Below are 26,263 nucleotides of genomic sequence, written 5' to 3' on the forward strand. Positions count from 1 at the left end.
CGGCAGACCCACGTGGCGGCGACCGCCCATCTCGCCGAACCGGACGCGACGCGCAGGGGAATCCGAGCAGGTCCGTCGCCAAGCGCGGCGCCGCAAGGCCAAAGAAAAACCCCGCACTGGCGGGGTTTTTCTCTTGCTGTGACGGCCTGCGGCCGCAGCCGATGAGCTGCGGCCCCGCCGGCGGCCGATTACATATCCATGCCGCCCATGCCACCCATACCGCCCATACCGCCCATACCGCCAGGACCCATCGGCGGCTTTTCCTCGGCCAGCTCGGCGACCATGCAGTCGGTGGTGAGCATCAGGCCAGCGATCGAAGCGGCGTTCTGCAGCGCCGTACGCGTCACCTTGGTCGGATCGAGAACACCCATTTCGACCAGATCGCCGTACTCGCCGGTGGCCGCGTTGTAGCCGTAGTTGCCGGTACCGTTGGTCACCGCGTTGACGACGACCGAAGGCTCGTCGCCGGCGTTGGCGACGATTTCACGCAGCGGCTGCTCCATCGCGCGCAGGACGATCTTGATACCGGCGTCCTGGTCGTGGTTGTCGCCCTTCAGACCGGCCATTCCGGCGCGCGCGCGCAACAGCGCAACACCGCCACCGGCGACGATCCCTTCCTCGACGGCCGCACGGGTGGCGTGCAGCGCATCTTCGACGCGCGCCTTCTTCTCCTTCATTTCGACTTCCGTCGCGGCACCGACCTTGATCAGCGCGACGCCGCCGGCCAGCTTGGCGACACGTTCCTGCAGCTTTTCCTTGTCGTAGTCGCTCGTCGCCGTATCGATCTGGGCGCGGATTTGCTTGACGCGCGCTTCGATCGCAGCGCTCGAACCGGCTCCGTCGATGATCGTCGTATTCTCCTTGCCGATTTCGATGCGCTTGGCCTGACCGAGGTCGTTCAGCGTCGCTTTTTCGAGCGTCAGACCGACTTCTTCGGCGATCACCTGGCCGCCGGTCAGGATGGCGATGTCTTCCAGCATCGCCTTGCGCCGGTCACCGAAGCCGGGCGCCTTCACCGCACAGGTCTTCAGGATGCCGCGGATGTTGTTCACCACCAGCGTCGCCAGCGCTTCGCCGTCGACGTCTTCGGCCACGATCAGCAGCGGGCGGCTGTTCTTCGCCACCTGTTCGAGGACGGGCAGCAGGTCGCGGATGTTCGAGATCTTCTTGTCGAAGATGAGCACGAAGGGATTCTCGAGAATGGCGTTCTGCTTGTCGTTGTTGTTGATGAAGTAGGGGCTCAGATAGCCGCGGTCGAACTGCATCCCTTCGACCACGTCGAGTTCGTTGTTCAGCGACTTGCCGTCTTCGACGGTGATCACGCCTTCCTTGCCGACCTTGTCCATCGCTTTCGCGATGATGTCGCCGATCGCCTCGTCGGCATTGGCCGAAATGGCGCCGACCTGGGCGATTTCCTTGCTCGTCGAGCAGGGCTTGGAGAGCTTCTTCAGCTCTTCGACGGTGGCCACGACGGCCTTGTCGATGCCGCGCTTGAGATCCATCGGATTCATACCGGCGGCGACGTACTTCATGCCTTCGCGAACGATCGACTGGGCAAGGACGGTGGCCGTCGTCGTTCCGTCACCCGCGATGTCGGAGGTCTTCGAAGCGACTTCCTTGAGCATCTGCGCGCCCATGTTGGCGAACTTGTCCTTCAGTTCGATTTCCTTGGCGACCGAAACGCCGTCCTTGGTCACCGTCGGTGCGCCGTAGGAGCGTTCGAGAACCACGTTGCGGCCTTTCGGACCGAGGGTGATCTTGACCGCATCGGAGAGGATGTTGACACCCTCGACCATGCGGGCACGGGCGCTGTCGCCAAACTTGACGTCTTTTGCTGCCATAGAGATAACTCCTGATTGATTGTTGGTTTGGATGGAAAACGTGGAAATGCCGGGTGTTCGAGCGGGACGCGTCGAGCGCCTCAGGGCTCGATCACACCCATGATGTCTTCTTCACGCATGACCAGCAGTTCGTCGCCTTCGACCTTGACGGTCTGGCCGGCATACTTGCCGAACAGGACGCGGTCGCCGACCTTGACGGCGAGGGCGCGGACGCTACCGTCTTCGAGGATCTTGCCATTGCCAACGGCGCGAACTTCACCCTGGTCGGGTTTCTCGGCGGCGGTATCCGGGATGACGATACCGGAAGCGGTCCGGCGCTCTTCTTCCAGACGTTTGACGATCACGCGATCATGCAACGGACGAATCTTCATAAAGTCTCTCCTAGGTTTTTCAGACACATAACGAATTTGCGCAAGGTCTCCGCAGAGTCTGCAGAGGCTGTCGATGCCGGGCTATTAGCACTCGCGGCTAACGAGTGCTAATAATAGGGCCGGTGGCACATTATTTCAAGACCCAGTCTGCGCGCGTGCGCGCCCAGGACCCCGATGGGCGGGAAGGGGGATGCTGGACGGCGCGGCGTCAAGCCGTGTGGCTCCTCGCCCAGTCGCCGCAACCTTCGGCGGTGCGCCGCGCGCGCGGCAGCGAAATCCCGTTTTGCGAACTCGCGTTTGCTGCCATTCGCGGACATAATGCGACTTTCCCCGCGCCCCCGTGCAGCTTTATATCAGACCCTTCACATGCGCTCCGAGCCCTCGATCACGCTCGTTTCCCTCCGCCTGCAGCTCGTTTCCGACGGCCTGCGCTTCCCCGCTTTCTCCGGCAGCGTCTGGCATGGCGGCTTCGGCCAGGCGCTCGCCCGCCGCTTTCCGGAAGCGTTTCACCTGCTCTACGGCGGCCAGGCGGAAACCCGCCTGCACAGCCTGCGCCCGGAGCCCGGCGAGACCTACCCGAGCGGCAGCCGGCTGACCCTCGAACTCTCGCTCTTCGGCCGTGCCGGCGAACATGTCTGTGCCTGCACGCAGGCCATCGCCCAACTCGGCGAAAGCGGAATCGACCCGGCCGGGCATTACCGGCTGACGCACGCCGCCGTGCGAACGCCGCTCGGCGACATCGAATACTTCACTGCCGCCGACGGCTTCACCCGGCCGCCGCCGACGACAGACTTCTGCGACTGGCTGCCGGCGCGCCCCGCCCCAGCGGCGATCGAGCTCACGCTGCTCACCCCCTTGCGCATCAAGGAAGGCGGCGAAATCGTCCGCCAGGCACCCAGTTACGCGCAGCTCCTGCACCGCCTGATCGGTCGCCTCGAACAACTGGCGCACGTCACCGGCGGCCGGGCGCCGTTTACCGCCGACGAGCGGGCGCAACTCCTGGCCGCCGCGCAGGACGTGCGACTGACCGACGCCGCGCTGCGCTGGAGCGAAATCGCCCGCCGCTCGGCGCGCACCCATAGCCAAATGCATTTCGGCGGACTGCTCGGCCGGTTGCGTTTTGCCGGCGAACTCGACTCGACGCTGCCCTGGCTGCTCGCCGGGCAGCACGTGCAGATCGGCGGCAAGAGCGCTTTCGGCTTCGGCGCCTACCGGATTCTCGGAAGCGACGCCGCCGGCGGGCCGGCCGGCGCTGCCGGCACTTGACCAGAACACGGCCGCAGGGGAGGGAATCGATGGCCAAAGCAGCACCGCAACTCGACATCGCCGCGCTGATGCAAGACGTGCAGCGCGCCATGGACGACAGTGCAGCCGTCTGGCAGCGCTACACCTGCCGCTTGCTCACCCCGATGTACGGCGGCGGCGTCGAGCCGGGGGTGGTCGATCGCCTGATGCCGATCCGCGCCACGGCCATCCGCGGCCAACTGCGCGCCTGGTGGCGGCTGCTCAATCGTCGGCGCACCGAGTACTGCCGTGAAGGAAAACCCGACAGCGCTCTGCTCTTCGCCGCCGAGCGGGAGATCTGGGGCGGCCTCGGCGACGAGAAGACGCTGGCGGTGAGCAAGGTCGTCGTCAAGGTGACGATCCTCTCCTCGCCGGTGCTGGAAGCCGGTGCGCGGCACAAACGAAAGGCAAACGGCAAAGTCGGCGTCCAATGGCTTGACTGGGCGTCGCCATACGCCATGTTCCCCGCACAGGGAGAAGTGAACAACGGTCAGAGCAAGAAACCGCCCGCGCGGTTTGCGCGCGAGGGATTGCGCTGGGAAATCCATCTCGGCTTCCGCGAGCTCACGGCGGATTCCGCTCAGTTCAAGAGTGTCGAAGAGGCGTTTCGCTGGTGGGCCACCTTTGGCGGAGTGGGCGCTCGCACCCGGCGCGGTCTTGGTGCGTTCGAAGTGACTTCCAGCGCAAACGGCGAATTTGCCTATGTTTCCAGCGCCGAAGTCGGCCGATTCGGGCTGCAACTCCTTCTGCAACCCGCGGTGGACTCGGCACTTGCCGCCTGGCAGTCGGCGGTGTGCGCTCTGCGCTCCTTTCGTCAGCAGCCCGGTGTCGCCCGCGACAAATCTGCAGGGGGTGACCCCGGTCGCAGCAGATGGCCGGAAGCCGACGCCATTCGGCGAACCGTGTGCAGCCCATCGCGGCGCCATCCGCCGCGGCACGCGGCGGGCGCCGTTTTCCCGCGTGCGGCTTTCGGCCTGCCGATCGTCTTCCATTTCAAAGACGACGACGACCCGCAGGATACCCAGCTCGTTCCGGTGGTCGACGGTCAACGGCGCGACCGGATGGCCTCGCCGCTGATCGTACGGCCGTATCGCGCGGCATCCGGCAAGTGGCACCCGGCGCTCCTCTGCTTGCCGTCCGATCACGTATGGACGATGGCCGTGGAACTTGTCAATTCCGGAAGAGCGATGAATCCGCATCTTCCGAAACAGTTTGCGCGCGGCGTCTGGTGGCCGCAGGTCAGTGATCCTGGGTGGAGCGTGCAGGCAGCCGTGGATCCCAGCCTTCCGCCACACAGAACCGACGCACTGACCGCCTTCCAGAGCAGATTCTCGCCTGCTGCCCCGAAAAGTCCTGGGTCGGGCGCGAGCGGCAGCCCTCCAGAGCGCGCGGAGGAGCGCTGGCCGAAAGCACGCATCACCGTCAACACGCATAACGGTACGGTCACGGCCGTGGGTCCGCACCACCGAGAAGCATATGCCTTGCAGGAGATGGGCGAAGACATGCACAAAAAACTCTCGCCATTGGCGAGAAGCAAGATCGCCCGCGGCTTCTTTCAGGCAGCGGCCATCGTCAAAGGCAAAGAACTCCTGCGTATCGAGGAAGACCAATGAGCACCTGGCTCCTCGAAATCGCCATCGGCCCGGTGCAGGGCTTCATCGCCGCCGCGCGGCGCAGTCGCGACCTGTGGGCGGGCAGCCATCTGCTCTCCGAACTCGTCCGCGCGACGGCGCTGCATCTGCTCGACAACGGCGCGCAGCTCATCTATCCGCTGGCGGCGCGCGTGCGCAGAGCGTCGCCGGACGAGAACAGCAATCTGTCGAACATCCTGCTGGCGGAGGTCGACGCGGCGGACGAGGCGGCGGTGCGCGAGCTCGCGCGCGCAGCGCAGGACGAGGCGCGTGCTCATCTGCGTGTCTTCGCCGACAACGCGCTCGACGACTGGCAGAGCGGCAGTAACGGCGCACGCATGAGGCTGCGCGAGGACTTCTGGACGCGCCAGGTCGAGGACGCGATCGACAGCTATGCCGCCTGGGCGCGCGTGGCGGAAGCCGCCGACGCGTCGGGCGACGGGCGAACGCCGTACCGCATCGCCTACGACAAGCTCAAAGGCGCGCTCGCCGCGCGCAGGCACACGCGCGACTTCGCACCGATGTTCCCGCCGGCAGCGTCCGACAAGGGCGCCGGCATCCCCAAGTGCTCGTTCGACGGCCTGCGCGAATCGGTGTTGCCGGAACTGCCCGCCGGCGAGAGCTTCCCGGCCCGCTTCGGCGTCGCTCCCGGTGAGCAGCTCGACGCGCTCGGCTGCATCAAACGCGTTGTCGGGCGCAACGAGCGCTTTACCGCGCTCAGCCGCTTTGCCGCGCATGGCTGGCTGGGCGGACTCGACGACAAAAGCCGCAGCACGCTCTGCGCCGCCTACAAAAAACTGCTCGACCCGGCGCTCAACCTCGCGACGGGCGCCCTCGATACCGCGCACGCCGACTTCCCCTACGACGGTGGCCTGCTCTTTCCCGAACGCATCGCCGTCGCCGAGCAGGAGCGGCGCGCCGAGCCGGCCGCGCTGGCCGCGCTCGCTGAACTGCGCCGCACGCTGCGCCCGATCTGGCGCGACCACGGTCAGCCGTGTCCCTATGCGGTGCTCGTCATCGCCGACGGCGACCGCATGGGGCGCCTCGTCGACCGCGCCCGCTCGGCAGAAGAGCATGAGCGGATTTCCCGCGCCGTCGCCGCCTTTGCCGACCGCGTGCCGGGAATCGCGCGCGAAGTCGCCGGCCAGTGCGTCTTTGCCGGCGGCGACGACCTCACGCTCTACTTCCCGCTCGCCGGCGTCGTCCACGGCGCCTTCGATCTGCACGACGCCTTCACCGAGGCGCTGGCCGAAGTCGTCGGCGCGCTGCCGCCGCCGGCGGACGGCGCACCGCCGCCGACCTTGCGCGTCGGCGCGGCGATCTGCCACGTGCTCGAACCGCTCGCCGTCATCCGGCAGCGCGCCGCCGACGCCGAGCGCCTGGCCAAGGGCGAAGGCGGCCCGGCGGCGCCCGGCAATGCGCTCGGCCTGCTGCTCAGCCTGCGCAGCGGACCGCAAGTCGGCCTGCGCCTGTGTTTCGCCGACGCACACGGGCGCGCCGCGCTCGATCATTGGCAAGCCGCCTACGCCGCGCACCGGCTGCCCGGCCGCCTCGCCTTCGACACGCGCGCCATTGGCCTGCACTGCCGGGCGATCGGCGCCGGAGCCGGCGTCGCCGAAGGCGAATTCCTCCGTCTGCTGGCGCGCGCCCGCCAGGGCGGCGGCGGCGAGCGGATCGACGACGCGACGCGCAACTGGCTGGCCGAGCGGCAGGCGGCGCTCGCCCCGCTCGCCGGCGCCGACGACCCCGGCGCCCTGCACCGGCTGGGCGACGAGCTCATCCTCGCGCGCTGGTTGGCGGCCCGCTCGGCAGCCGAAATCGGCGCTTTTCTGGAAAGCCATTGATGAACCCGACCCCCCGCGCCGAACACTCCCCGCCGGCGTCCACCGCGCCGACGATGTACGACTACCTGATCGTCCCGCGCGCACCGCTCGTCTTCCGCTCCGGCCGGCCATTCGGCGTCGGCGGCCGCGACGCCGCGCATTTCCCCTGGCCCTCGTCGCTCGCCGGCCTGCTGCGCACGCAAGTGCTCGACGACCGCAGCGAAGCGTACGCCGCGGCGCACGCCGCCACTGCCGCCGGCGATACCGGCGATACCGGCGACACCGGCGCTCCGCCGCCGTGGCCGGGCACGGTCGACCGCGAACAACAACGGGCGCTGCGCGCGCTCGCCGCGCACGGGCCGCTGCTCGCCCACTGCTGCGCCGGAAAGATCACGCCGATGCTGCCCCGGCCGGCCGACGCGGTGCTCCTCGCCGACGCGCACGGCGCCGGCGCCTACCAGCGGCTGCAGCCCGGCGCGCTGCCGGCCGGCTGCGGCTGCGACCTGCCGACCGGGCTGCGCCCGCTGCTCCTGCCGCCCGGCGCCGGCAAGGGCAAGGTGCAGCCTGGCCCGCGCTTCTGGCCGCTGTCCACCGTGCTCGCCTGGCGACGCGGCGCAAGCGTCGCGCTCCCCGCGCACGACGAACCACCGAGCGAAACCCGCACGCACGTTGCACTGGCGCGCAACACGCTGGCCGCCGACCCCGGCCGCCTCTTCCAGAGCGACGGACTCGACTTCTCGCCGCGCCGGCGGGCCGACCGTCACGGCTTCACCGTCGAACAATGGATCTTCCTCGCCCGCTTTGCCCAGGACATCGCTCCGCGCTGGGTCACCTTTGGCGGCGAACGGCGGCTGTCGTGGCTCGACACCGCGCCGCGCGAAGTGCTCGCCGCGCCGCCCGAGCACCTTGCCGCCCTCGCCGGCGCGCGCCGCCTGACGCTCAGCCTCGCCACCCCGGCGCTCTTCGCCGCCGGCTGGCGGCCCGCCTGGCTGAATGACGATCTTTGCGGCTGCCCGCCCGCCTGCCCCGCCCTGCAGCTCCGCCTGGTTGCCGCCGCCGTCGACGGCTGGCTCTCCGTCTCCGGCTGGGACCTCGTCGCCGCCGGAGACGGCGCCGGCCGCCCCACCGCCGGCGCCAAAGCCGCCCGCAAAGCGGTTCCCGCCGGCGCCACCTACTGGTTCGAAGTCATCGGCGCCCCACCCGACGACTGGGCAGAACGCCTCTGGCTGGCGCCGATCGCCGACGACGAACAGGATCGCCGCGACGGCTTCGGCCTGGTCATCCCCGGTCTCTGGCCAACCCCGCAACAACAAGGAGAAGAAAGCGCATGCTGACCCAGATCTTTCACCTGCACGCCCTGAGCGCGCTGCACGTCGGCAGCGGCCAGGCGCTCGGCGCCGTCGACCTGCCGGTGGCGCGCGCCCGCGCGACCCACCTGCCGATCGTCCCCGGCTCGGCGCTGAAAGGCGTCCTGCGCGACGAATTCGCCGCCGACGAGCGGCAGCAGAAGACACTCCTGACGCTCTTCGGACCGCCGAGCATCGACTCCGGCGACGCCGCCTACGCCGGCGCGCTGGCTTTCGGCGACGCGCAGCTCCTGCTCCTGCCGGTGCGCTCGCTGGCCGGCATCGTCGCTTTCGTCACCTGCCCCTTCGTCCTCGCGCGCTACGCCGAAGACCTGCGCCGCGAAACGCTCGCCGCGCCGACGGCGGCGGCCGCCGGCGGCGCAGTCGGCGTCGTCCCCGCAGCGCCGACCGTCCGCGAACCCCCCGCCGTTCCGCCGGTCGACGAGCAGCAGGCGCTCGTCTGCCAAAGCACGAAGATCATCGCCCAGCACAAACCCGGCACACTCGTCGTGCTCGAAGACCTCGACCTGCGGGCGAGCGGCCAGAACGCCGGCCCGCACGGCGCCGCGCCGGGGGCCGACGCCTGGGCCGAACGGATCGCCGCCCGCGTCCATCCCGGCGACAAGAAATGGCAGGCGCTGCTCGGCGAACGCTTCGCCATCATTTCCGACGCCGACTTCTCATTCCTCGCCGACACGGCGACCGAGGTACGCGCGCGCATCCGGATCGACGACTCGCGTGGCGTCGTCGACAACGGCGCGCTGTGGTACGAAGAAAACCTGCCGGCGGAGACCGTCCTCTGGGGCCAGATCGCCGCCGGCCCGGCGCGCGACGGCCAGCCGCTCGCCGCCGCGCAGACGCTCGCCGCCTTCCGCGCCGGTCTGGCCGGCAACGGGCACGGCGCACTGACGCTGCAGATCGGCGGCAAGGCGACGATCGGGCGCGGCCTCGTCCGCTTCGTCCTGCCGCCCGCGGCGGACAAGGCTGCCGGCGGCGGCAGGGGGGACAAACGATGAGCCCCGCTCCGCGCACGCGCGCGCAGCGCCTGGCCGAAGCGGCGCTGACCCGAATCCGCGCCGTCGCCGCCGATTGGCCGGCGGACGGCCAGAGCCGCCCGTCCGCCGGCTCCTCGGCCGGCTTTTCACGCGCCCAATACAAAGCGCGCGCCGACCAGTTCCCGGTCCTCGTCATGCAGGCCGGATTGGCGCAGGCGCTCGGCTTCCTGCGCGCCAAGGCGGGCGACGCCGGCGGCGCCGACAACGCCTACCGGCGCTATCTGAACGATCTCGCCGTCGTCGTCGGCGCGAGCGACGGCGAGGCGCTGCAGCAACAGGCGATCGCCGCCCCACTGCCCGCCTACCGGCAACTCACCCGCCAGGTACTCGACGCCGCCGGCTGGCTCAAGCGCTTCGGGCAAGCCTATCTCGGCGCGAGCGCCGACGCCGGGAACGGCGCGCCGACCGCGCAGGAGGCGCCATGGACGCCATGATCCCGCTCTGCCGCGCTGCCTTGCAGCCGCTGCTGGCCGACCGCGACTTCGCCGCGTTGCGCCAACACCAGCCGCACTGCGGCCTGCTCCTCGCGCGCGGGCTGGTCGCACTGCCGACTACGCAGACGAGCGCGGCCGGGAGCGGCGGGAGCGACGGAAGCGACGGGAGCAACGGAAGCGGCGGAAGCGGCGGAAGCGGCGGAAGCGGCGGAAGCGGCGGAACCGGCCAGCCCGCCGCCGGCGAATGCAAAGCCCGGCACATCGCCGCCGTCGTCGCCGCCGCGAACGCGGCGCGCGGCGGCGCGCTCTACGCGGCCGCCTACGCCCGCTGGTGCGACCTGACCGCCGACGACCGGCGCTTCGCCGTCCTCGACGCGCCGCTCGCCGGCCGGCTCTACATCGGCGTCGCGCGCGACAACGCGCTGGAAACCGGCGTCAGCCTGTCGCACACCTACGGCATGCCGTTCATTCCCGGCTCGGCGGTCAAGGGACTGTGCCGCGCCGCCGCCGGCGAATGGCTGGCGCAGCGCGAAGCCCGCCGCTACCTTTTCGGCGACGACCGCCGGCCGCGCGCGGCAAACGACGCGCGCGACGCCGCCGCCGACGCCGCCGACGCCGACCCGGCCGAAGCCGGAATCGACAGCGAAATCGGCGGCGTCATCTTCCACGACGCCTGGTGGAACCCGGCCGGCAAGGCGCCGCCGCTCGTCGCCGAAGTCGTCACCGGCCATCACGCCGGCTACTACGGCAGCGCCGGCAAGCAGGACGCCACCGACTTCGACGCGCCGGTGCCGGCGCCGCAGATCGCCGTCAGCGGCCGCTTCCGTTTCGTCATCGAAGGCGACCCGGCGTGGACGCGCCTGGCCTGCCGCCTGCTCGCCGGCGGCCTGGAGCAGCGCGGCATCGGCGGCAAGCGCAGTTCCGGCTATGGCCACTTTCTCCTCAACCCCTCCCCCTCGGCAGACCGAGTATGAACGCCTCGCCACCGCCGCCCGCCGCGCGGCCCGCCTCGCTTGCCCTCAAAATCGCCCTGGCCGGCGTCGCCTTCGCCGTCATCCTGCTCGAAAGCTGGATCGCCGACGGCCTCAAGGGCGACGAACTCTTCCCCTGGTGGCCGGGCGGCAAGCTCAAGTATGGCGACACCGCCTTTTCCTGCGTCGTCGGCGGCATGATCGGCCTCGCTGCGCTCGGCATCGGCTTCCTCTACCGGCAAGGGCGGCGCCTGCTGCCGGTCGAAGTGCGCCGCATCGGCCGCCCCGGCCGCGTCCGGCCGCGCGCCGTCCTCGTCCTTCCGGTGTCGACGCCGCGCTGGCAATGGTCGCCCAGCGAGCTGGTCGGCGGCCCCGGCGGCAAGACCTGGCCGCTGCCGCCGACGCTGCCGGAAGCGCTCGCCGAAATGGCCAGGCTCGCCGCACCCGGCGACGGCGAGACGCTGCCCAGTTTCGCCTGGGAGCAGTTGCTGCGCGCCATCGCGCCGCATGCCGATCGCCTGCAACGGATCGTCCTCGTCGGCTCGCCCGGCGCGCGCGGCAGCTTCGCCACGCTGTCGCTTTGCCGGCAGATGATCCGCCACTACTTCCCCAGCCTGGACGCGATCGCCATCGACGAACGCGAGGCGAGCTTCGACGCGCTCGACGAGTTGCTCGATTGCTACCGCGAAATCATCGCCGGCGAAGCGGCGCGCAAAAGCGAAATCATGCTCGATGTCACCGGCGGCACGAAAGTCGTCAGCATCGTCGCCGCCATCGTCACCGTCGAACACCCGGAGATCGAGTTCCAGTACGTCGATACCGAAGGCGAAAAAGAGGTGCGCAGCTTCAACATCGTCTCCGCCGCTGAACCGCCGGCCGCAGTCTGAAGCGGGCGCTGGCGGCCCCCGCCAGATTGACGACGGGCGGCAAATGCCACAATAGTTCAAGGCCATTTGCGCAAACTCATCCACCCTCTGCGAAAAGGAGAAAAGCCATGCCCGTCAACCGCATCAACGCCACGCTGAGCGACGAACAACGCCGCCAGGCTCTCGCCGCACTGGCCAGCCTGAACGATGCACTGCCCTTCCTGATCGACCTCAGCGCCGACGAACGCAACTCGATGGCCAAGTTCGGCGACAAGAACCGCAGCTTCGTCGTCAAAGCGCTGGCCATCGCCGAGAACCACCCCGAAATCCTGCCGCGCAGCCTCGACCTGGACGAATTACGCGCCGACGTCGAACTCGTCGAAAGCCTCTACCCGCTGCGCAACGCGGTCGAAGCCCTGTTGGGTCGCATCGACAACACCTACTTCGCCGCCGGCAGCGAAGCCTACGTCAGCGCGCTGCTCGTCTACCAGTACGCCAAAACGCACAACGTCGCCACCGGCGCGCTGGAAGAAAGCCTCGACGACCTCGGCCGGCGCTTCTCGCGGCGCAATCGCAAGAGCGGCGAAGGTCAATGACCCCCCCGCGCCGCCCGACGCTCTGCCGGCCGGCGCTTCGCCGCCCGTCCCGGCCGCCCGGCGGCGGGCGGGCAATCCCGATGCGGGAAGGAAAGATCAATGCCGGAGGTCGATCGATCAATGCTGGAGGTCGATCGATCAATGTCGGAGGTTGATCGATCAATGTCGGAGGTCGATCGATCAATGCCGGAGGTTGATCGATCAATGCCGGAGGTTGATCGATCAATGCGGGAGGTCGATCGATCAATGCTGGAGGTCGATCGATCAATGCTGGAGGTTGATCGATCAATGCTGGAGGTTGATCGATCAATGCTGGAGGTTGATCGATCAATGCTGGAGGTTGATCGATCAATGCTGGAGGTTGATCGATCAATGCTGGAGGTTGATCGATCGATGTCGGACGTTGATCGGATCGCGGTCACGGGCGGCGGCTTGGGGGCGTCGGTCAAGCCATGCCTTCGTCGGTTCCATCCGCCCTCCCGGCGCCTCGTCGGGCGGCCCACACGCTGCGAAAGTCGGTCGGCCGAAGGCAAAAACCGGCTTCCTGTGCTCCGGCGGAACGTCCGCTGCCTGTCCGTTCCGGTCAAATCGCGAAAGCGCTCCACATGATCGACGCAGCCGACTGAAGACAAACGAGAAAATGACGTTTCGGAGCTTCGCCGAGCATGCCAGAGCAATATTCCCGCCCAGGGCGCCGATCTTGCCCCCTGAAACCCTTGCCAGCAGCGGCTTTCCAGCGCTACAGGTTTTCCCTCCCCGATTTCCTGAAGGGGATTAAGACTTGATGATGGACGTTGCCGCCACAGCCATCACTGCGGTTTTCCCTCCCCGATTTCCTGAAGGGGATTAAGACTATGCGCCACGCCCCGAAGTGATCCCCGGCGTGTTTTCCCTCCCCGATTTCCTGAAGGGGATTAACAAGGAGCCAGCGGGCGCTGCGATCAGGCGGCCCTTGCTGGCCAGCGTGGCCCGGCTAGGCGGTCGGGCGTTCCTTTCATGTGACGAGGAGATTCCGGTCATGGCCCTGCTCGACGAACTGCTTTCCGACGATACGCTGACGCGCGCGTGGACGCGTGTCCGGCACAATGGCGGCGCGCCCGGCGTCGATGGGATGGATATCGACGAATTCGGTCGCAATGCGCTGATCCACATCGGTCGTCTGCGCGATCAGGTGCGCGATGGGCGCTATGCGCCGGCGCCGCTGCGGCGCGTCGAGTTGCCGCGGGCGGGCCGGGCGCCGCGCCGGCTGGCCGTGCCGACGATCCGCGACCGCGTTCTGCAGACGGCGGCAGCGCTCGTTCTCGGGCCGCTCCTCGATCCGACCTTCGAAGACGAAAGCTTTGCCTTTCGGCCCGGCCGTTCGGTGCGCGATGCCGTCGCGCGCGTGGTGCAACTGCGTGACATGGGCCTGGCCTATGTCGTCGACGCCGACATCAGCGACTTTTTCGACCACATTCCGCACCTCGAACTGGTCGCCCGGCTGGCCGCGCTGGTACCCGACCGCAGTCTCCTGCCGCTCGTCCGCCAGTGGCTGGCGGCGCCGGTGCAGACGGGCGACCTCTGTTTTCGCCGCCTGCAGGGCATCAGCCAGGGCTCGCCGCTTTCGCCGCTGCTCGCCAATCTCTATCTCGACGGCTTCGACGAGGCCATCGCAGCGCACGCAGACTGGCATCTGGTGCGCTATGCCGACGATTTCGTCATCCTCTGCGCCGACAGCGATAGCGCCGAGCGGGCGCTGGAAGCGGCGGCGAACTGGTTGACCGGCGCCGGGCTGGAACTGAATTTCGCCAAGACGCGCATCGCGCTTTTCGGCCAGGGGGTGAACTTCCTCGGCGTGCATTTCACCGCGCACGACCAGCAGGCCGTCGATCCGGCCGCCGAAGCCTGGCTGCTGATGCCGCATCTGCGTCGGCAAGGCAAGGCAGCGCCGGCGGCGCTCGTCGGCGCTCAGGCATTGGGTGGGGCAGCGGACGTGGCGGTGGGCGAAACGCCGGTCGCTGGCGGCCGGGCGAGCGCAGCCGAGGCCGACATCAAGGCTGATGCGGACGCCGAGTCGGAAATCGACGCCGACGCCGACGCCGACGCCGACGCCGCGTCGCCGGTGAATGCCGATCCGACCTCGCCGGCCTTGCCTGCGGTCGCGCCGGCGCTTCGCCCTGCGGCGCCGCCCGCTGATCGCCCGCTATCGCCGGCCCGGCGACCGTCGGCGTCTACTGCATCCGCGGTGTCCGCAGCGTCGTCGGCCTCGTCGGCACGCCTGCCGGCGCGTGCCTTGCGCTCGTCGCGCTCGCCGCGCGGCGTGCGCTACGACGAGGCGCCGCCGCCTTTGCTGCGCACGCTCTATCTGGCCGAACCGGGCGCCTATCTGCGCCTCGACGGCGGACGCATCGTGGTCGTCAAGAACAGCGAGGAGTTGCTCGGTGTTCCGCTGGAGAAGGTGGACCAGGTGTTCGCCGCCGACGAAGGGGCGGTGAGCTTTGCCGTCTTGCGCACGCTGCTCGCGCGCGGGGCGACTTTCGTGCTCAACGGGACGGCCGGCGAGCCGCCGGGGATGTTGCTCAGCACCGCCGACAGCCGGGCCGAACTGCGCCGCTGGCAGTATCGGCGCGGTGAGGACCCCGCCTTCTGCCTGGCGGCGGCGCGTGCCATCGTCGCCGGCAAGATCGCCAACGGCCGCTTGCTGCTGCGCCGACATTATCGCTTCCGCCCCGGCGGCCGCTGCCCGGCCGATGCCGACTTGCGCGAGCTGCAGCGCAGCGCGCTGCGGGCGGACGATCTGAATGCGCTGCGCGGGGTCGAAGGCGCCGCGGCGCGGGCGTATTTCGCCTCCTTCGCCGGCCTGCTGCCCAGCCGTTGGCCGTTTCCCGGACGCCGTCGGCAGCCGGCGAGCGATCCGGTGAATGCGCTGCTCTCCTATGGCTACGCGGTTCTCTTCCAGAATCTGCTGACGCTCATCGTCGAGCGCGGCCTCGATCCCTTTTTCGGCTGCCTGCACGCGCTGCGCGACGGGCATCCGGCGCTCGTCTCCGATCTGATGGAGGAGTTCCGCGCGCTCACCGTCGATGCGGTGGTGCTCAATCTGTTGTGCCACGGCGATATCCGCGACGACGACTTTTCGTCGGCCGGCGAGGGCGAGACCTGCCGCATCGGGCTCAGCCTGCGCAAGGTGTATCTGGCAGCGCTCGAAGGCCGCTTCCAGGGTACGGTGACGCAGAGGGCAGGGGACGGTTCGGCGATCGCGGCGACGGCGCAGCCGCTGGAGCCGCTGGAGCCGGTGGACGGGCATCGGTTGGTGCCGATCGCCGAGCATCCGGAGGAGGCGCCCACGACGGACACGCGCTTGGATACGCTAGCGCCGGGTGCGGCAGCAGCAGCGATACCGGGAGCGGCAGCGGCAGCGGCAGCGGCAGCGGCTCGGGCAGCGGCGCGGGCAGCGGAACCGGCACCTTCCCGCGAGGCGGCAGCGGCGCCGGCGCGGGATTTCCGGCGCGCGATGCGCGCCCAGGTGGCGCACTGGATCGATGTCTTGCAGGGCGCCGCGCCGGCGTATCGGCCGTTCGTGGCCCGCTGACCATGCGTCTGTGGGTGATCGCTTACGACATCGCCGACGACGTTCGCCGTCGCCGCCTGGCTTCGGCGCTCGGCCGACGCGCGGTGCGCGTGCAGGAGAGCGTCTTCGAAGGCTGGCTCAATGCGTTCGAGCTCCGCGCCCTGTTGGCCGAGGCGGCGGCATTGATCGAGCCGACCGTCGATGCGCTGCGCGCCTATCCGCTGGCGGGGAACATCTCGTCGCGCCGCCGGACGCTCGGCGAGGCGGCGGGTGCGCCGCGTCCGACCGGTTTCTGGATCGTCTGATGCGGGCAGGCGGCGCAGCGCCGACCGGCGGCGACCGCCGCCGCGGCGGGGCAGTCGAATTCACGATCGTCTGTTTCGACATCGCCGACGATCGCCGTCGCCGACGCGTCGTGCGCGTACTCGAAGCCTTCGCCTGGCGCGCCCAGGAAAGCGTCTTCGAAGCCTGGCTCGATGCCCGCGCCCGCCGCCGCCTGCTTTCTCTGCTGGCGGCATGCATCGATGCCGGCGAGGATCGCATCGCGCTCTACGCCTTGGCGCCAAGCGACCACGCCGATGTCGTCTCGCTCGGTCGCGGCCTGCCCGTCGACGACTTCCGCCACGCCCTCTCCTGAGCGGCTTCGCCGAAAAGCGCGCAGCAAGCGGATAGAAAAGGAAAAAACCCCATTTTCAGGCGATCCGGGGAATGCCTCTGTCCTATTCCCCACAAGGGCGCAGATTTCCCCCCCGCAAACCCTTGCCACAAGCGCCTTCCCAGCGTTAGAGTTTTCCCTCCCCGAATTCCTGAAGGGGATTAAGACCTGATATTCGGGGGTATCTAAAGTAAAATTGTGTTTTCCCTCCCCGAATTCCTGAAGGGGATTAAGACTATCTCCCGCTGTCCTAAACCCACCTTCGGAACGTTTTCCCTCCCCGAATTCCTGAAGGGGATTAAGACTCGTGTCCGCTGTTGCGAAGGCTATCAGCATCGGTTTTCCCTCCCCGAATTCCTGAAGGGGATTAAGACCCATCTGGGAATCGGTGCATAAACCACGCGAGGTTTTCCCTCCCCGAATCCTTCCTGCGGGGGACGGTCCTTGGCGCTGCGCGTCCCGAAGGTAAGCCGCGAGAGCGGCCGGCCGGGTGCGGCCGTGTTCAGGGAGCGGCACCGGCTTTGGCGGATCGCCGGTCGTGAGCCTGTCGCCGATCCGGCAGGAGGAACTCGGTATTGCCGAGCTGACAGGGGTCGGCGATCGCCGGCTGGCCAAGGGCAAGGCGGTCTTGTCTGCTGAGGGTTTCCCCTCTATCGAGCAAGCCTGGGTCGTGCGAAGCGACGATCTATGCGGCGTGATTCCTCGCCCAGTCGCGGCAGCGTTCGACGGCGCGCCGCCAGCCGGCGAGCAGCGTGGCGCGCTGGTCGGCCGACATCGCCGGTTCGAAGCGCCGGTCGCTGTGCCACATCGCCGCCAGCTCGTCTTCATCGTGCCAGAAGCCGACGGCCAGCCCGGCGAGATAGGCGGCGCCGAGTGCGGTGGTTTCGGTGATCGACGGACGAACGACCGGTACGCCGAGCAGGTCGGCCTGAAATTGCAGCAGCAGGTTGTTGCGTGCTGCGCCGCCGTCGACGCGCAGTTCGCGCAGACTCTGGCCGGCGTCCATTTCCATCGCGGCGAGCACTTCGGCGCTCTGGAAAGCGATCGCTTCGAGCGCGGCGCGCGCGAGGTGCGCGCGTGTGCTGCCGCGTGTGAGGCCGAGCAGTGCGCCGCGCGCGTAGGGATCCCAGTACGGCGCGCCGAGCCCGCTGTGCGCGGGAACGAGAAAGACGCCGCCGCTGTCCGCGACCGACCTGGCCAAGGGCTCGATTTCGTTCGCGTGCGCGATCACTCCGAGTTCGTCGCGCAGCCATTGCACGGTGGCGCCACCCATGAAGACGCTGCCTTCGAGCAGGTACGTCGTCGTCCCCTGGCGCCGCCAGCCGATCGTGGTCAGCATGCGGTGCGCGGAGGGCATCGCCTGGCGGCCGGTGTTCATCAGCAGGAAGCAGCCGGTGCCGTAGGTGTTCTTGGCCATGCCATGCGTCAGGCACACCTGGCCGAAGGTCGCCGCCTGCTGGTCGCCGGCGATCGCGCTGAGCGGCAGCGATGCGCCGAGCCATTCCGCGCCAAGCCGCGTGATTTCGCCGCTGCTGTCGACGACCTCGGGCAGAATCGCGCGCGGGATGTCGAAGAGGTGCAGCAGTTCGTCGTCCCAGGTGCCGCGTTCGAGGTCGAAAAGCAGCGTGCGCGAGGCATTCGATGCATCGGTCACATGGGCCCGGCCGCCCGAGAGCTGCCAGGCGAGCCAGGTATCGATCGTGCCGCAGGCCAGTTCGCCGCGTTCGGCGCGCGCCCGCGCGCCCGGGATGTGGTCGAGCAGCCACTGGATCTTGCTGCCCGAAAAGTACGCGTCGAGCTGCAGGCCGGTGCGCTGGCGAATGAGTTCGCCGTGCCCGGCGGCGAGCAGGGCGGCACAGCGGTCGGCCGTCCGCCGGTCTTGCCAGACGATGGCGCGGTGTAGCGGGCGGCCGCTGGCGCGCTCCCAAAGGACGGTCGTTTCGCGCTGATTGGCGATGCCGACAGCGGCGATCTGGCTGGCGCTGATGCCGTTCTCGCGCAGGACGCTGCGGGCGACCGCCAGTTGCGTCTGCCAGATTTCGTCGGCGTCGTGTTCGACCCATCCGGGCTGGGGATAGTGCTGCGCGTATTCCTGCTGCGCGAGCGCGCGCAGGCTGCCATCGCGTGCAAAGAGGATGGCGCGCGAGCTGGTCGTCCCCTGGTCGAGCGCGAGGATGAACTGTTGATGAGGGGCCTGTGACATGTGAGCGCTCCCGCGGCATGGGATGAACGAGCGCCGAGCCGACCGGCGGCGCTCAGGCGTGTACGATGAGGTCGGCGATCCAGCGTTTGAAATCGGCCAGTCGGGAATCGAAGCCCTCGCAGACCATCAGACTCTGGCCAAAGACGTAGGCGTAGAGCAGGACGCTGCGACTCCTGGCTTCGTCGTCGCTCAGCCCGCGCGCCAAATAGAGCTTGCGCGTACATTCGAGGCGCCAGGCGTCGACTTCGGCGACGATGGCGGCCGCCTGTTCGTCGCGGCGCGCCCATTCGCGCACGGCGAGTTCGATCGAGATGCCTTTGCGGTTGCGCGTCGCGCCATAGACGTCGATCAGGTGCAGGAGTTGCTCGCGTTCGTTGCCCGGGGTGGCGATCGTCTGCTTGTTGATGTCGCGTATGCGTCCGTCGCGCCAGGTCTGCAGCACGGCACTGAAGAGATCCTGCCGGTCCTTGAAGTGCCAGTAGAAGCTGCCCTTGGTGACGCCGAAATTCTTCGCCAGCACCTCCACCCGCATGCCCTGGACACCTTGTTCGGCAAGGATGTTGATCGCCGCTTCGATCCACTCGTGACGGTCGAGAGGAGTGCGTGGTCTGCCGCCCGAAGACTTCATTCCGATCTGGTCCTTTCCTGATTTCCTCGCCTGAGGCAATATCACAGCTTCGCGTGACACCATCGTTGCGACGGTGTTGACAGGAGACTTTCCATACGGTACCGTACGCCGTCCATACCAGAAAGTATGGCCTATTGTCCGGTGAGATTTCGGCGATGTCAAACGTGCGGCGCAGATCGCCGGCTTGACGTCGTTTTCAGTGCGTGGCGCGCGGCGCGCCCAACGATTTCATCAGTAAGTGATAAAAGGAGAGAAACTTGAAAATCCTCGTTCCAGTCAAGCGGGTGGTCGACTACAACGTCAAGGTGCGGGTCAAGCCGGATGGCAGCGACGTCGATCTGGCGAACGTCAAGATGTCGATGAACCCATTCGATGAAATCGCCGTCGAACAGGCCGTCCGTCTGAAGGAAGCCGGGGTGGCGAGCGAGGTCGTCGTCGTCTCGGCCGGCGTCGCCAATTGCCAGGAGACGCTGCGCACGGCGATGGCGACCGGCGCCGACCGCGGGATTCTGATTCAGACCGACGGCGAACTGCAGCCTCTGGCGGTGGCCAGGCTGCTCAAGGCGGTGTGCGAGAAGGAGCAGCCGCAGATCGTCTTCTGCGGCAAGCAGGCGATCGACGACGACGCCAACCAGACCGGCCAGATGCTGGCCGGTCTGCTCAACTGGCCACAAGCGACCTTCGTCTCGAAGGTGGCCGTCGCCGGCGACCAGGCAACGGTGACGCGCGAGATCGACAGCGGGCTGGAGACTGTCGAAGTGCGGCTGCCGGCGGTTCTGACGGCGGATCTGCGGCTCAACGAGCCGCGCTACGCGACGCTGCCCAATATCATGAAGGCGAAGAAGAAGCCGCTCGAGACGCTGACTCCGGCGGCGCTTGGCGTGGACGTGACGGCGCGCCTGAAGACGCTCAAGGTGGCCGAGCCGGCGAAGCGGACGGCGGGGATCAAGGTGGCCGATGCCGCCGATCTGGTGTTGAAACTGAAGACTGAAGCGAAGGTGATCTGACCATGGCCATTCTCGTTATTGCTGAACACGACAATACCTCGATCAAGGCTGCGACGCTGAACGCGGTGAGCGCCGCGGCGAAGATCGGCGGCGAACTTCACCTGCTCGTCGCCGGTAGCGCTTGTGCCGAGGCGGCACAGGCGGCAGCAAGGATCGCCGGGGTGAGCAAGGTGCTCGTCGCCGACGCCGCGCATTATGCCGACCAGTTGCCGGAGAACCTGAGCGCGCTGGTCGTCGCGCAGGCGGCGGCGTACAGCCACATCCTGGCCGCTGCGACGACCAGCGGGAAGAATTTCATGCCACGCGTCGCCGCGCTGCTCGACGTGGCGCAAGTCTCCGAAATCATTGGCGTCGTTGCGCCGGATACCTTCGTTCGCCCGATCTACGCCGGGAACGTCGTCGCCACCGTACAGTCGAGCGATCCGATCAAGGTCGTGACGGTGCGTGCGACGGCTTTCGAAGCGGCCGGCGAGGGCGGCAGCGCCGCCGTGGAAAGCCTGCCGGCCGGGCCGGACCTGGCCCTTGCTCGACTCGTCGGACGCGAATTGACCAAGTCCGAGCGTCCGGATCTGACCGCCGCGCGCGTCGTCATCGCGGGCGGCCGCGGTCTGGGTAACGGCGAGAATTTCCACAAGCTGATCGAGCCCTTGGCCGACAAGCTTGGTGCGGCGATCGGCGCTTCGCGCGCGGCCGTCGATGCCGGCTTCGTCCCGAACGATTATCAGGTCGGGCAGACCGGCAAGATCGTTGCGCCGCAGCTCTACATTGCGGTGGGCATTTCCGGGGCGATCCAGCACCTGGCCGGAATGAAGGACAGCAAGGTGATCGTCGCGATCAACAAGGACGCCGAAGCGCCGATCTTTCAGGTCGCCGATTACGGTCTGGTCGGCGATCTCTTCGAAGTGCTGCCGGCCTTGCTGGCAGAACTCGGCTGATCGGCCGACGGCGCGGGCGCGATGAATCTGCCGGATGGCCTGCTCGACACGAGTTGGACGCTTCCGGCGTGGTTTGTCTTTGTCTTGATCGCCGCGCGCGCCTTGCGTCGGGCACCGTGGCGCGTGCTGGCCGACAGCGCGCGCCTGAACGCCTTTCTTGGCCTGCTCGTCGCGCTGCTCGTGCTCTGGCACCTGCAGGCCGGAGTCAAGCCCGGCCTGACGCTGCATCTGCTCGGCGCGACGGTGCTGACCCTGTGCTTTGGCTGGCGCCTGGCTTTCGTCGGCCTGTCGCTCGTCCTTTTCGGCGTGACGCTGAACGGTTTCGCCGGTTGGCAGGTGTTTGCCGTCAATGCCTTGCTGATGGCCGGTGTCGGCGTTGCCGCCAGTGCCCTGCTGCATCGGCTGGTCGAGCGGCTGCTGCCGCAGCACATCTTCGTTTATATTTTTTGTAATGGCTTTTTTGCTGCGGCGCTGGCGGTGCTCGCCGTTGGCGCCGTATCCTGCCTGGTTCTCGCCCTTGCCGGAGCGTATCGCGGCGAGTACCTGGGTGAGGAATACCTGCCGTACTTTCTGCTGCTGGGTTTTTCCGAGGCGTGGCTCTCCGGCATGCTGACCACGCTGCTGGTGGTGTACCGGCCGGATCTGCTGACCAGCTTTGAAGACCAGCGCTACCTCGGCCAAGGCTGAGGCCATGGCGGACGAGCGGCCGGGTGTAGCGAGATGACTTGCCCCAATCGAGAAGGAGAATCGAATGAGTGAATACTATGCCCCGTTGCGCGACATGCAGTTCGTGCTGAAGGAACTTGCCGGCCTCGATGCAGTTGCCCAGTTGCCGGGATGCGAGGAAGCGACGCCGGACCTGGTCGATGCCGTTCTCGAGGAAGCCGCCCGCTTTGCCCTCGAGGTGCTCTCGCCGCTGAACTATCCGGGCGACCAGGAGGGTGCCACCTGGCACGACAAGGCGGTGACCATGCCGGCCGGGTTCAAGGAGGCGTACAAGCTGTTCGTCGAAAGCGGTTGGGCGGCTCTGGCGAGCGAGCCGGAGTGGGGCGGGCAGGGTCTGCCCAAGGTGGTTGCAGCGGCGGTCGGCGAAATGTGGAAAGCGGCCAATCATGCGTTCTCGCTCTGTCCGCTGTTGACCACCGGAGCCATCGAGGCGCTCGTTCTGTCCGGTAGCGAAGAACTGAAGAAGACCTATCTCGAAAAGATGGTGAGCGGTGAGTGGACGGGGACGATGAACCTCACCGAGCCCAACGCGGGTTCCGATCTGGCCGCCGTGCGCACGCGTGCCGAGCCGCAGCCGGATGGCAGCTACAAGATTTACGGACAGAAGATCTTCATCACCTATGGTGATCACGACATGGTCGAGAACATCGTCCACCTGGTCCTGGCGCGCACGCCGAATGCGCCGGAGGGTGTCAAGGGGATCTCGCTTTTCGTCGTGCCGAAGTTCCTGGTCAACGCCGACGGCAGCCTGGGCGCACGCAACGACGCCTGGTGCGTGTCGATCGAACACAAGCTCGGCATCCACGCCAGCCCGACCGCGATCATGGCTTTCGGCGACCACAGCGGGGCGATCGGCCATCTGGTCGGGGAAGAGAACCGTGGCCTGGAATACATGTTCATCATGATGAATGCGGCCCGTTTCGGCGTCGGTCTGGAAGGCGTCGCGGTGTGCGAACGCGCTTACCAGCGGGCGCGCGACTATGCTCGCGAGCGCATCCAGTGCACCGACATCGGTGTGCGCGGCGGCCCGAAGGTGCCGATCATCGCGCACCCGGACGTTCGTCGCATGCTGATGACGATGAAGGCGTACGCCGAAGCGACGCGCGCGCTGGCCTACGTCGTCGCCGCTGCGCACGACGCGGCCATGCGCCATCCGGACGAGGGCGAACGCAAGGCGAATCAGGCTTTCGTCGACCTGATGATCCCGGTGGTCAAGGGCTGGAGTACGGAAACCGGCGTCATGGTGGCCTCGCTTGGCGTGCAGGTACACGGCGGCATGGGCTACGTCGAGGAAACCGGTGCCGCGCAGCACCTGCGCGACGCGCAGATTTCGACGATCTACGAGGGGACGACCGGCATCCAGGCGAACGACCTGATCGGACGCAAGATTGCGCGCGAAAGCGGGTCGACGCTGAAGGTGGTGATCGAGGCCATGCGCGCGCTCGACGCCGATCTGGCGCAGCAAGCGGGTGGGCATTTCGTCGCCATCCGCAACCGCCTGCGCACCGGCGTCGATGCCTTGGCGGCGGCCGGTGGCTGGCTGGTTGCCACCTACGGATCGGATGTACGCGCGGCGGCGGCCGGTGCCGTACCCTTCCTCAAGCTGTTGGGGACGGTCGCTGGCGGCTGGTTGATGGCGCGCGCGGCGCTCGCCGCGCAGGCGAGGATCGCGGCCGGCGACAGCGATCCGTTCTTCGTGGCAAAGATCGGCACCGCCCGCTTCTACGCCGATCACATCCTGTCGCAGGCGCCCGGCCTGGCGAGCACCGTCACCGATGGTGCCGAGGGGGTGATGGCCCTGCCGGAAGACATGTTCTAAGTTCGTCATTCGCCGCCCGGCGCCGCCGGTGGATTTCCCACCGCGCGGCCGCCGGCGGCCAAACCCGGCACGCACAGGAAAGCCGATGCAAAGCGACCACAAACTCGTCCACACCAGCGTGATACCCATTCGTTGGGGCGACATGGACGCCTACGGACACGTCAACAACACGATCTACTTTCGCTACATGGAGCAGTGCCGGGTCGAGTATCTGGAGGGATTGGGCTACACGATCATGCCACGCGGTACGGCGCCGGTGATCATCAACGCCGCGTGCACCTTTTTCGTCCCGCTCAACTACCCAGGCACCATTGAAGTGCGCATGTACTGCGGCCAGCCCGGACGCAGCAGCGTACCGACCTACTACGAGATCGGCCTGACCGGCGACGAGACGATCTACGCCACCGGCGACGCCAAGATCGTCTGGATGGACGTGGAGAGCGGCAAGTCGGTGCCGATACCGGATGCGCTGCGCGCCCAGTTGACCGGTTGATTCGACGACCAGGACAGACGAGACGGGAGGAGACAATGATGCAGTCGAGCGAACTCTGGCGTCCGAGCGCTGAACGCGTGGCGGCGGCGCGCCTGACCGCCTTCATGGCCGAGGTCAACCGGCGTTGGCAGGCGGCGTGCAGCGACTACGCCAGCTTGTGGCGCTGGTCGGTTGCCCAGCCAGAGGCGTTCTGGACGACGGTCTGGGATCATTGCGGAATGCTCGGCGAGCGCGGGCCGATCGCGCTCGAGGACGGCGAGCGAATGCCCGGCGCGCGCTGGTTTCCGCAGGCCACGGTCAACTACGCCGAGAACCTCCTGCGCCAGCGCGACGACAGAGACGCGCTGGTCTTTTGGGGCGAGGACAAGGTCAAGCGCCGCCTGTCGCGCCGGCAGCTCTACAGTGAAGTCGCGCGCTGTGCGCAGGCGCTGCGCGCCGCCGGAGTCGGGCAGGGCGACCGTGTCGCGGGCTTCCTGCCGAACATGCCCGAGGCGGTGATCGCCATGCTGGCGAGCGCCGCGCTGGGCGCCATCTGGTCGTCGGCCTCGCCCGACTTCGGCGTGCAGGGCGTACTCGACCGCTTCGGTCAGATCGAACCGAAAGTGCTGTTCTGCGTCGATGGCTACTGGTACAACGGCAAGGCGATCGATTGCCGCGAGAAGAACGCGAAGATCGCCGAACGCCTGCCGTCGCTGATGCGCAGCGTCGTCGTCGGCTATCTCGACGAGGCGGACGAAGCCGGCGCAGCGGCTGGCAACCAGCAGCGCTGGACCGATTTTCTGGCGCCGTTCGCCGGCGACGAGCTTGACTGTCAGCCGCTGCCCTTTGCCCATCCGCTGTTCATCATGTTCTCCTCGGGCACCACCGGCGTTCCCAAGTGCATCGTGCATGGGCACGGCGGCGCTTTGCTGCAGCATCTCAAGGAACACCAGTTGCACGGCGATGTCGTTCCCGGTGATCGCCTGTTCTATTTCACCACCTGTGGCTGGATGATGTGGAACTGGCTCGTCACGGGCCTGGCCTCGCAGGCAACGCTGCTCCTCTACGACGGTTCGCCATTCATTGCGGGGGCTTCCGGCCGAGCGGGAACGATCCTCTTCGACTACGCCGACAGCGAGGGCATGACGCACTTCGGAACCTCGGCCAAGTTCATCGACGCGCTCGCCAAGAGCGGGCTGCAGCCGCGCCGCACGCACCGGCTGGAAGCGCTGCGCACGATCTTCTCGACCGGTAGCCCGCTGGCGCCCGAGGGTTTCGACTACGTCTATCGCGAGATCAAGGCCGATCTGCAACTCGCGTCGATCTCCGGCGGCACCGACATCCTTTCCTGTTTTGCCCTGGGCAGTCCGCTGCTCCCGGTCAACCGGGGCGAACTGCAATGTCGCGGACTCGGCATGGCGGTGGCCGTTTTCGACGACGAGGGACAGCCGATCGCCGCCGGACGTGGCGAGCGCGGCGAACTCGTCTGCACCAGGCCGTTTCCCGCCATGCCGATCGGTTTCTGGAACGATCCGGACGGCGCCAAATACCATGCCGCGTACTTTGCCCGCTTCCCCGGCGTCTGGTGTCACGGCGACTTCGTCGAATTGACCGCGAGCGAAGGAATGATCATCTACGGGCGGTCGGATGCCGTTCTCAACCCGGGCGGTGTGCGCATCGGCACGGCCGAGATCTACCGCCAGGTTGAGCAGTTGCCCGAGGTCGTCGAGTCGCTGGTCATCGGCCAGGACTGGCAGAACGACGTGCGCGTCGTGCTTTTCGTCAAGCTGCGCGAAGGAGTGACGCTCGACGATGCATTGCGCGAGCGCATTCGGCAGCAGATCCGCGACAACACGACGCCGCGCCACGTGCCGGCGAGAATCCTGCAGGTGCTCGACATTCCACGGACAAAGAGCGGCAAGATCGTCGAACTCGCCGTGCGCAACGTCGTGCATGGACGGCCAGTCAAGAACGTCGAGGCGCTGGCCAACCCGGAAGCGCTCGAAGGCTATCGCGCGCGGCCCGAGTTGCAGAACTGATCAGCGCGCCC

The 26,263-nt window shown here is 67.7% G+C and carries 23 protein-coding genes and 1 CRISPR repeat array; of the genes, 19 read left to right on the top strand and 4 right to left on the bottom strand.

The features are described 5' to 3' along the window. Positions 1 to 188 precede the first annotated feature (188 nt). Both groL and groES read right to left on the bottom strand, forming a co-directional pair. Positions 189 to 1,841 carry a chaperonin GroEL gene (gene groL / locus Q1L59_RS09325; protein ID WP_300331280.1) on the bottom strand — a complete coding sequence of 551 codons (1,653 nt, stop codon included), beginning with the start codon at positions 1,839 to 1,841 and terminating at the stop codon, positions 189 to 191. An 80-nt stretch (positions 1,842 to 1,921) separates the two neighbouring features. Next, a complete protein-coding gene (groES, locus tag Q1L59_RS09330; RefSeq protein WP_300331282.1) occupies positions 1,922 to 2,212 on the bottom strand; it encodes a co-chaperone GroES in 291 nt (96 codons plus the stop codon). Positions 2,213 to 2,578: 366 nt separating this feature from the next. On the opposite strand from groES, the gene cas6 reads away from it, so the two are divergent. From cas6 to cas2 (Q1L59_RS09395), 13 genes are all read left to right on the top strand, one after another. Next, positions 2,579 to 3,478 (top strand): CRISPR system precrRNA processing endoribonuclease RAMP protein Cas6, encoded by a 900-nt coding sequence (gene cas6 / locus Q1L59_RS09335; RefSeq protein ID WP_300331284.1) that lies wholly within the window; start codon positions 2,579 to 2,581, stop codon positions 3,476 to 3,478. 29 nt (positions 3,479 to 3,507) lie between these two features. After that, complete coding sequence (locus Q1L59_RS09340) at positions 3,508 to 5,109, top strand: RAMP superfamily CRISPR-associated protein (RefSeq protein WP_300331286.1); 1,602 nt, start codon at positions 3,508 to 3,510, stop codon at positions 5,107 to 5,109. Beyond that, positions 5,106 to 6,971, top strand: a complete 1,866-nt coding sequence (locus Q1L59_RS09345) for a type III-B CRISPR-associated protein Cas10/Cmr2 (protein ID WP_300331288.1) — start codon at positions 5,106 to 5,108, stop codon at positions 6,969 to 6,971. The genes Q1L59_RS09340 and Q1L59_RS09345 overlap by 4 nt, the downstream gene beginning before the upstream one ends. Beyond that, entirely contained in the window at positions 6,971 to 8,284 is a 1,314-nt protein-coding gene (locus tag Q1L59_RS09350) for a type III-B CRISPR module-associated Cmr3 family protein (protein ID WP_300331290.1), read from the top strand. The genes Q1L59_RS09345 and Q1L59_RS09350 overlap by 1 nt, the downstream gene beginning before the upstream one ends. Beyond that, the gene (gene cmr4 / locus Q1L59_RS09355) at positions 8,278 to 9,312 is read left to right on the top strand and encodes a type III-B CRISPR module RAMP protein Cmr4 (protein ID WP_300331291.1); all 1,035 of its coding nucleotides are present in this window, start codon (positions 8,278 to 8,280) and stop codon (positions 9,310 to 9,312) included. Before Q1L59_RS09350 ends, cmr4 begins: the two co-directional genes overlap by 7 nt. Next, complete coding sequence (locus tag Q1L59_RS09360; protein ID WP_300331293.1) at positions 9,309 to 9,785, top strand: type III-B CRISPR module-associated protein Cmr5; 477 nt, start codon at positions 9,309 to 9,311, stop codon at positions 9,783 to 9,785. The genes cmr4 and Q1L59_RS09360 overlap by 4 nt, the downstream gene beginning before the upstream one ends. Next, on the top strand, positions 9,773 to 10,759 hold the full coding sequence (gene cmr6 / locus Q1L59_RS09365; protein ID WP_300331294.1) for a type III-B CRISPR module RAMP protein Cmr6: 987 nt from the start codon (positions 9,773 to 9,775) through the stop codon (positions 10,757 to 10,759). The genes Q1L59_RS09360 and cmr6 overlap by 13 nt, the downstream gene beginning before the upstream one ends. Continuing rightward, on the top strand, positions 10,756 to 11,643 hold the full coding sequence (locus Q1L59_RS09370; protein ID WP_300331296.1) for a hypothetical protein: 888 nt from the start codon (positions 10,756 to 10,758) through the stop codon (positions 11,641 to 11,643). Before cmr6 ends, Q1L59_RS09370 begins: the two co-directional genes overlap by 4 nt. A 107-nt stretch (positions 11,644 to 11,750) precedes the next feature. Further along, positions 11,751 to 12,218 carry a hypothetical protein gene (locus tag Q1L59_RS09375; protein ID WP_300331297.1) on the top strand — a complete coding sequence of 156 codons (468 nt, stop codon included), beginning with the start codon at positions 11,751 to 11,753 and terminating at the stop codon, positions 12,216 to 12,218. Between the two features lie 99 nt (positions 12,219 to 12,317). Further along, positions 12,318 to 12,827 (top strand): hypothetical protein, encoded by a 510-nt coding sequence (locus Q1L59_RS09380; protein ID WP_300331300.1) that lies wholly within the window; start codon positions 12,318 to 12,320, stop codon positions 12,825 to 12,827. A 409-nt stretch (positions 12,828 to 13,236) separates the two neighbouring features. Beyond that, entirely contained in the window at positions 13,237 to 15,789 is a 2,553-nt protein-coding gene (gene cas1, locus Q1L59_RS09385) for a CRISPR-associated endonuclease Cas1 (RefSeq protein ID WP_300331302.1), read from the top strand. A 2-nt stretch (positions 15,790 to 15,791) separates the two neighbouring features. Further along, the gene (gene cas2, locus Q1L59_RS09390) at positions 15,792 to 16,073 is read left to right on the top strand and encodes a CRISPR-associated endonuclease Cas2 (protein ID WP_300331305.1); all 282 of its coding nucleotides are present in this window, start codon (positions 15,792 to 15,794) and stop codon (positions 16,071 to 16,073) included. Continuing rightward, on the top strand, positions 16,073 to 16,405 hold the full coding sequence (cas2, locus tag Q1L59_RS09395; RefSeq protein WP_300331308.1) for a CRISPR-associated endonuclease Cas2: 333 nt from the start codon (positions 16,073 to 16,075) through the stop codon (positions 16,403 to 16,405). The genes cas2 (Q1L59_RS09390) and cas2 (Q1L59_RS09395) overlap by 1 nt, the downstream gene beginning before the upstream one ends. A 150-nt stretch (positions 16,406 to 16,555) precedes the next feature. After that, a CRISPR array of direct repeats spans positions 16,556 to 16,865; the repeat unit is 36 nt; unit sequence GTTTTCCCTCCCCGAATTCCTGAAGGGGATTAAGAC. Between the two features lie 243 nt (positions 16,866 to 17,108). Here cas2 (Q1L59_RS09395) and glpK read toward each other — a convergent pair. Beyond that, a complete protein-coding gene (gene glpK, locus Q1L59_RS09400; protein WP_300331311.1) occupies positions 17,109 to 18,626 on the bottom strand; it encodes a glycerol kinase GlpK in 1,518 nt (505 codons plus the stop codon). Between the two features lie 52 nt (positions 18,627 to 18,678). Next, on the bottom strand, positions 18,679 to 19,254 hold the full coding sequence (locus Q1L59_RS09405; protein WP_300331314.1) for a TetR/AcrR family transcriptional regulator: 576 nt from the start codon (positions 19,252 to 19,254) through the stop codon (positions 18,679 to 18,681). A gap of 257 nt (positions 19,255 to 19,511) precedes the next feature. Between Q1L59_RS09405 and Q1L59_RS09410 the strand changes: the two genes are divergently transcribed. The 6 genes from Q1L59_RS09410 (at position 19,512) to Q1L59_RS09435 (ending at position 26,252) form a co-directional block, all read left to right on the top strand. Next, on the top strand, positions 19,512 to 20,261 hold the full coding sequence (locus Q1L59_RS09410) for an electron transfer flavoprotein subunit beta/FixA family protein (protein WP_300331317.1): 750 nt from the start codon (positions 19,512 to 19,514) through the stop codon (positions 20,259 to 20,261). 2 nt (positions 20,262 to 20,263) lie between these two features. Further along, positions 20,264 to 21,196, top strand: coding sequence for an FAD-binding protein (locus tag Q1L59_RS09415; RefSeq protein ID WP_300331320.1), 933 nt, complete (start codon positions 20,264 to 20,266; stop codon positions 21,194 to 21,196). A 21-nt stretch (positions 21,197 to 21,217) separates the two neighbouring features. Beyond that, positions 21,218 to 21,883: an energy-coupling factor ABC transporter permease gene (locus Q1L59_RS09420; RefSeq protein WP_300331323.1), complete on the top strand. Its 666-nt coding sequence runs from the start codon at positions 21,218 to 21,220 to the stop codon at positions 21,881 to 21,883. 64 nt (positions 21,884 to 21,947) lie between these two features. Next, positions 21,948 to 23,741 (top strand): acyl-CoA dehydrogenase, encoded by a 1,794-nt coding sequence (locus Q1L59_RS09425; RefSeq protein ID WP_300331325.1) that lies wholly within the window; start codon positions 21,948 to 21,950, stop codon positions 23,739 to 23,741. Between the two features lie 85 nt (positions 23,742 to 23,826). Further along, on the top strand, positions 23,827 to 24,234 hold the full coding sequence (locus Q1L59_RS09430; protein ID WP_300331328.1) for a thioesterase family protein: 408 nt from the start codon (positions 23,827 to 23,829) through the stop codon (positions 24,232 to 24,234). Positions 24,235 to 24,272: 38 nt separating this feature from the next. Next, positions 24,273 to 26,252, top strand: coding sequence for an acetoacetate--CoA ligase (locus Q1L59_RS09435; RefSeq protein WP_300331330.1), 1,980 nt, complete (start codon positions 24,273 to 24,275; stop codon positions 26,250 to 26,252). Positions 26,253 to 26,263 lie beyond the last annotated feature (11 nt).

It is taken from the genome of Accumulibacter sp. (assembly GCF_029255125.1).
Lineage (GTDB): Bacteria > Pseudomonadota > Gammaproteobacteria > Burkholderiales > Rhodocyclaceae > Accumulibacter.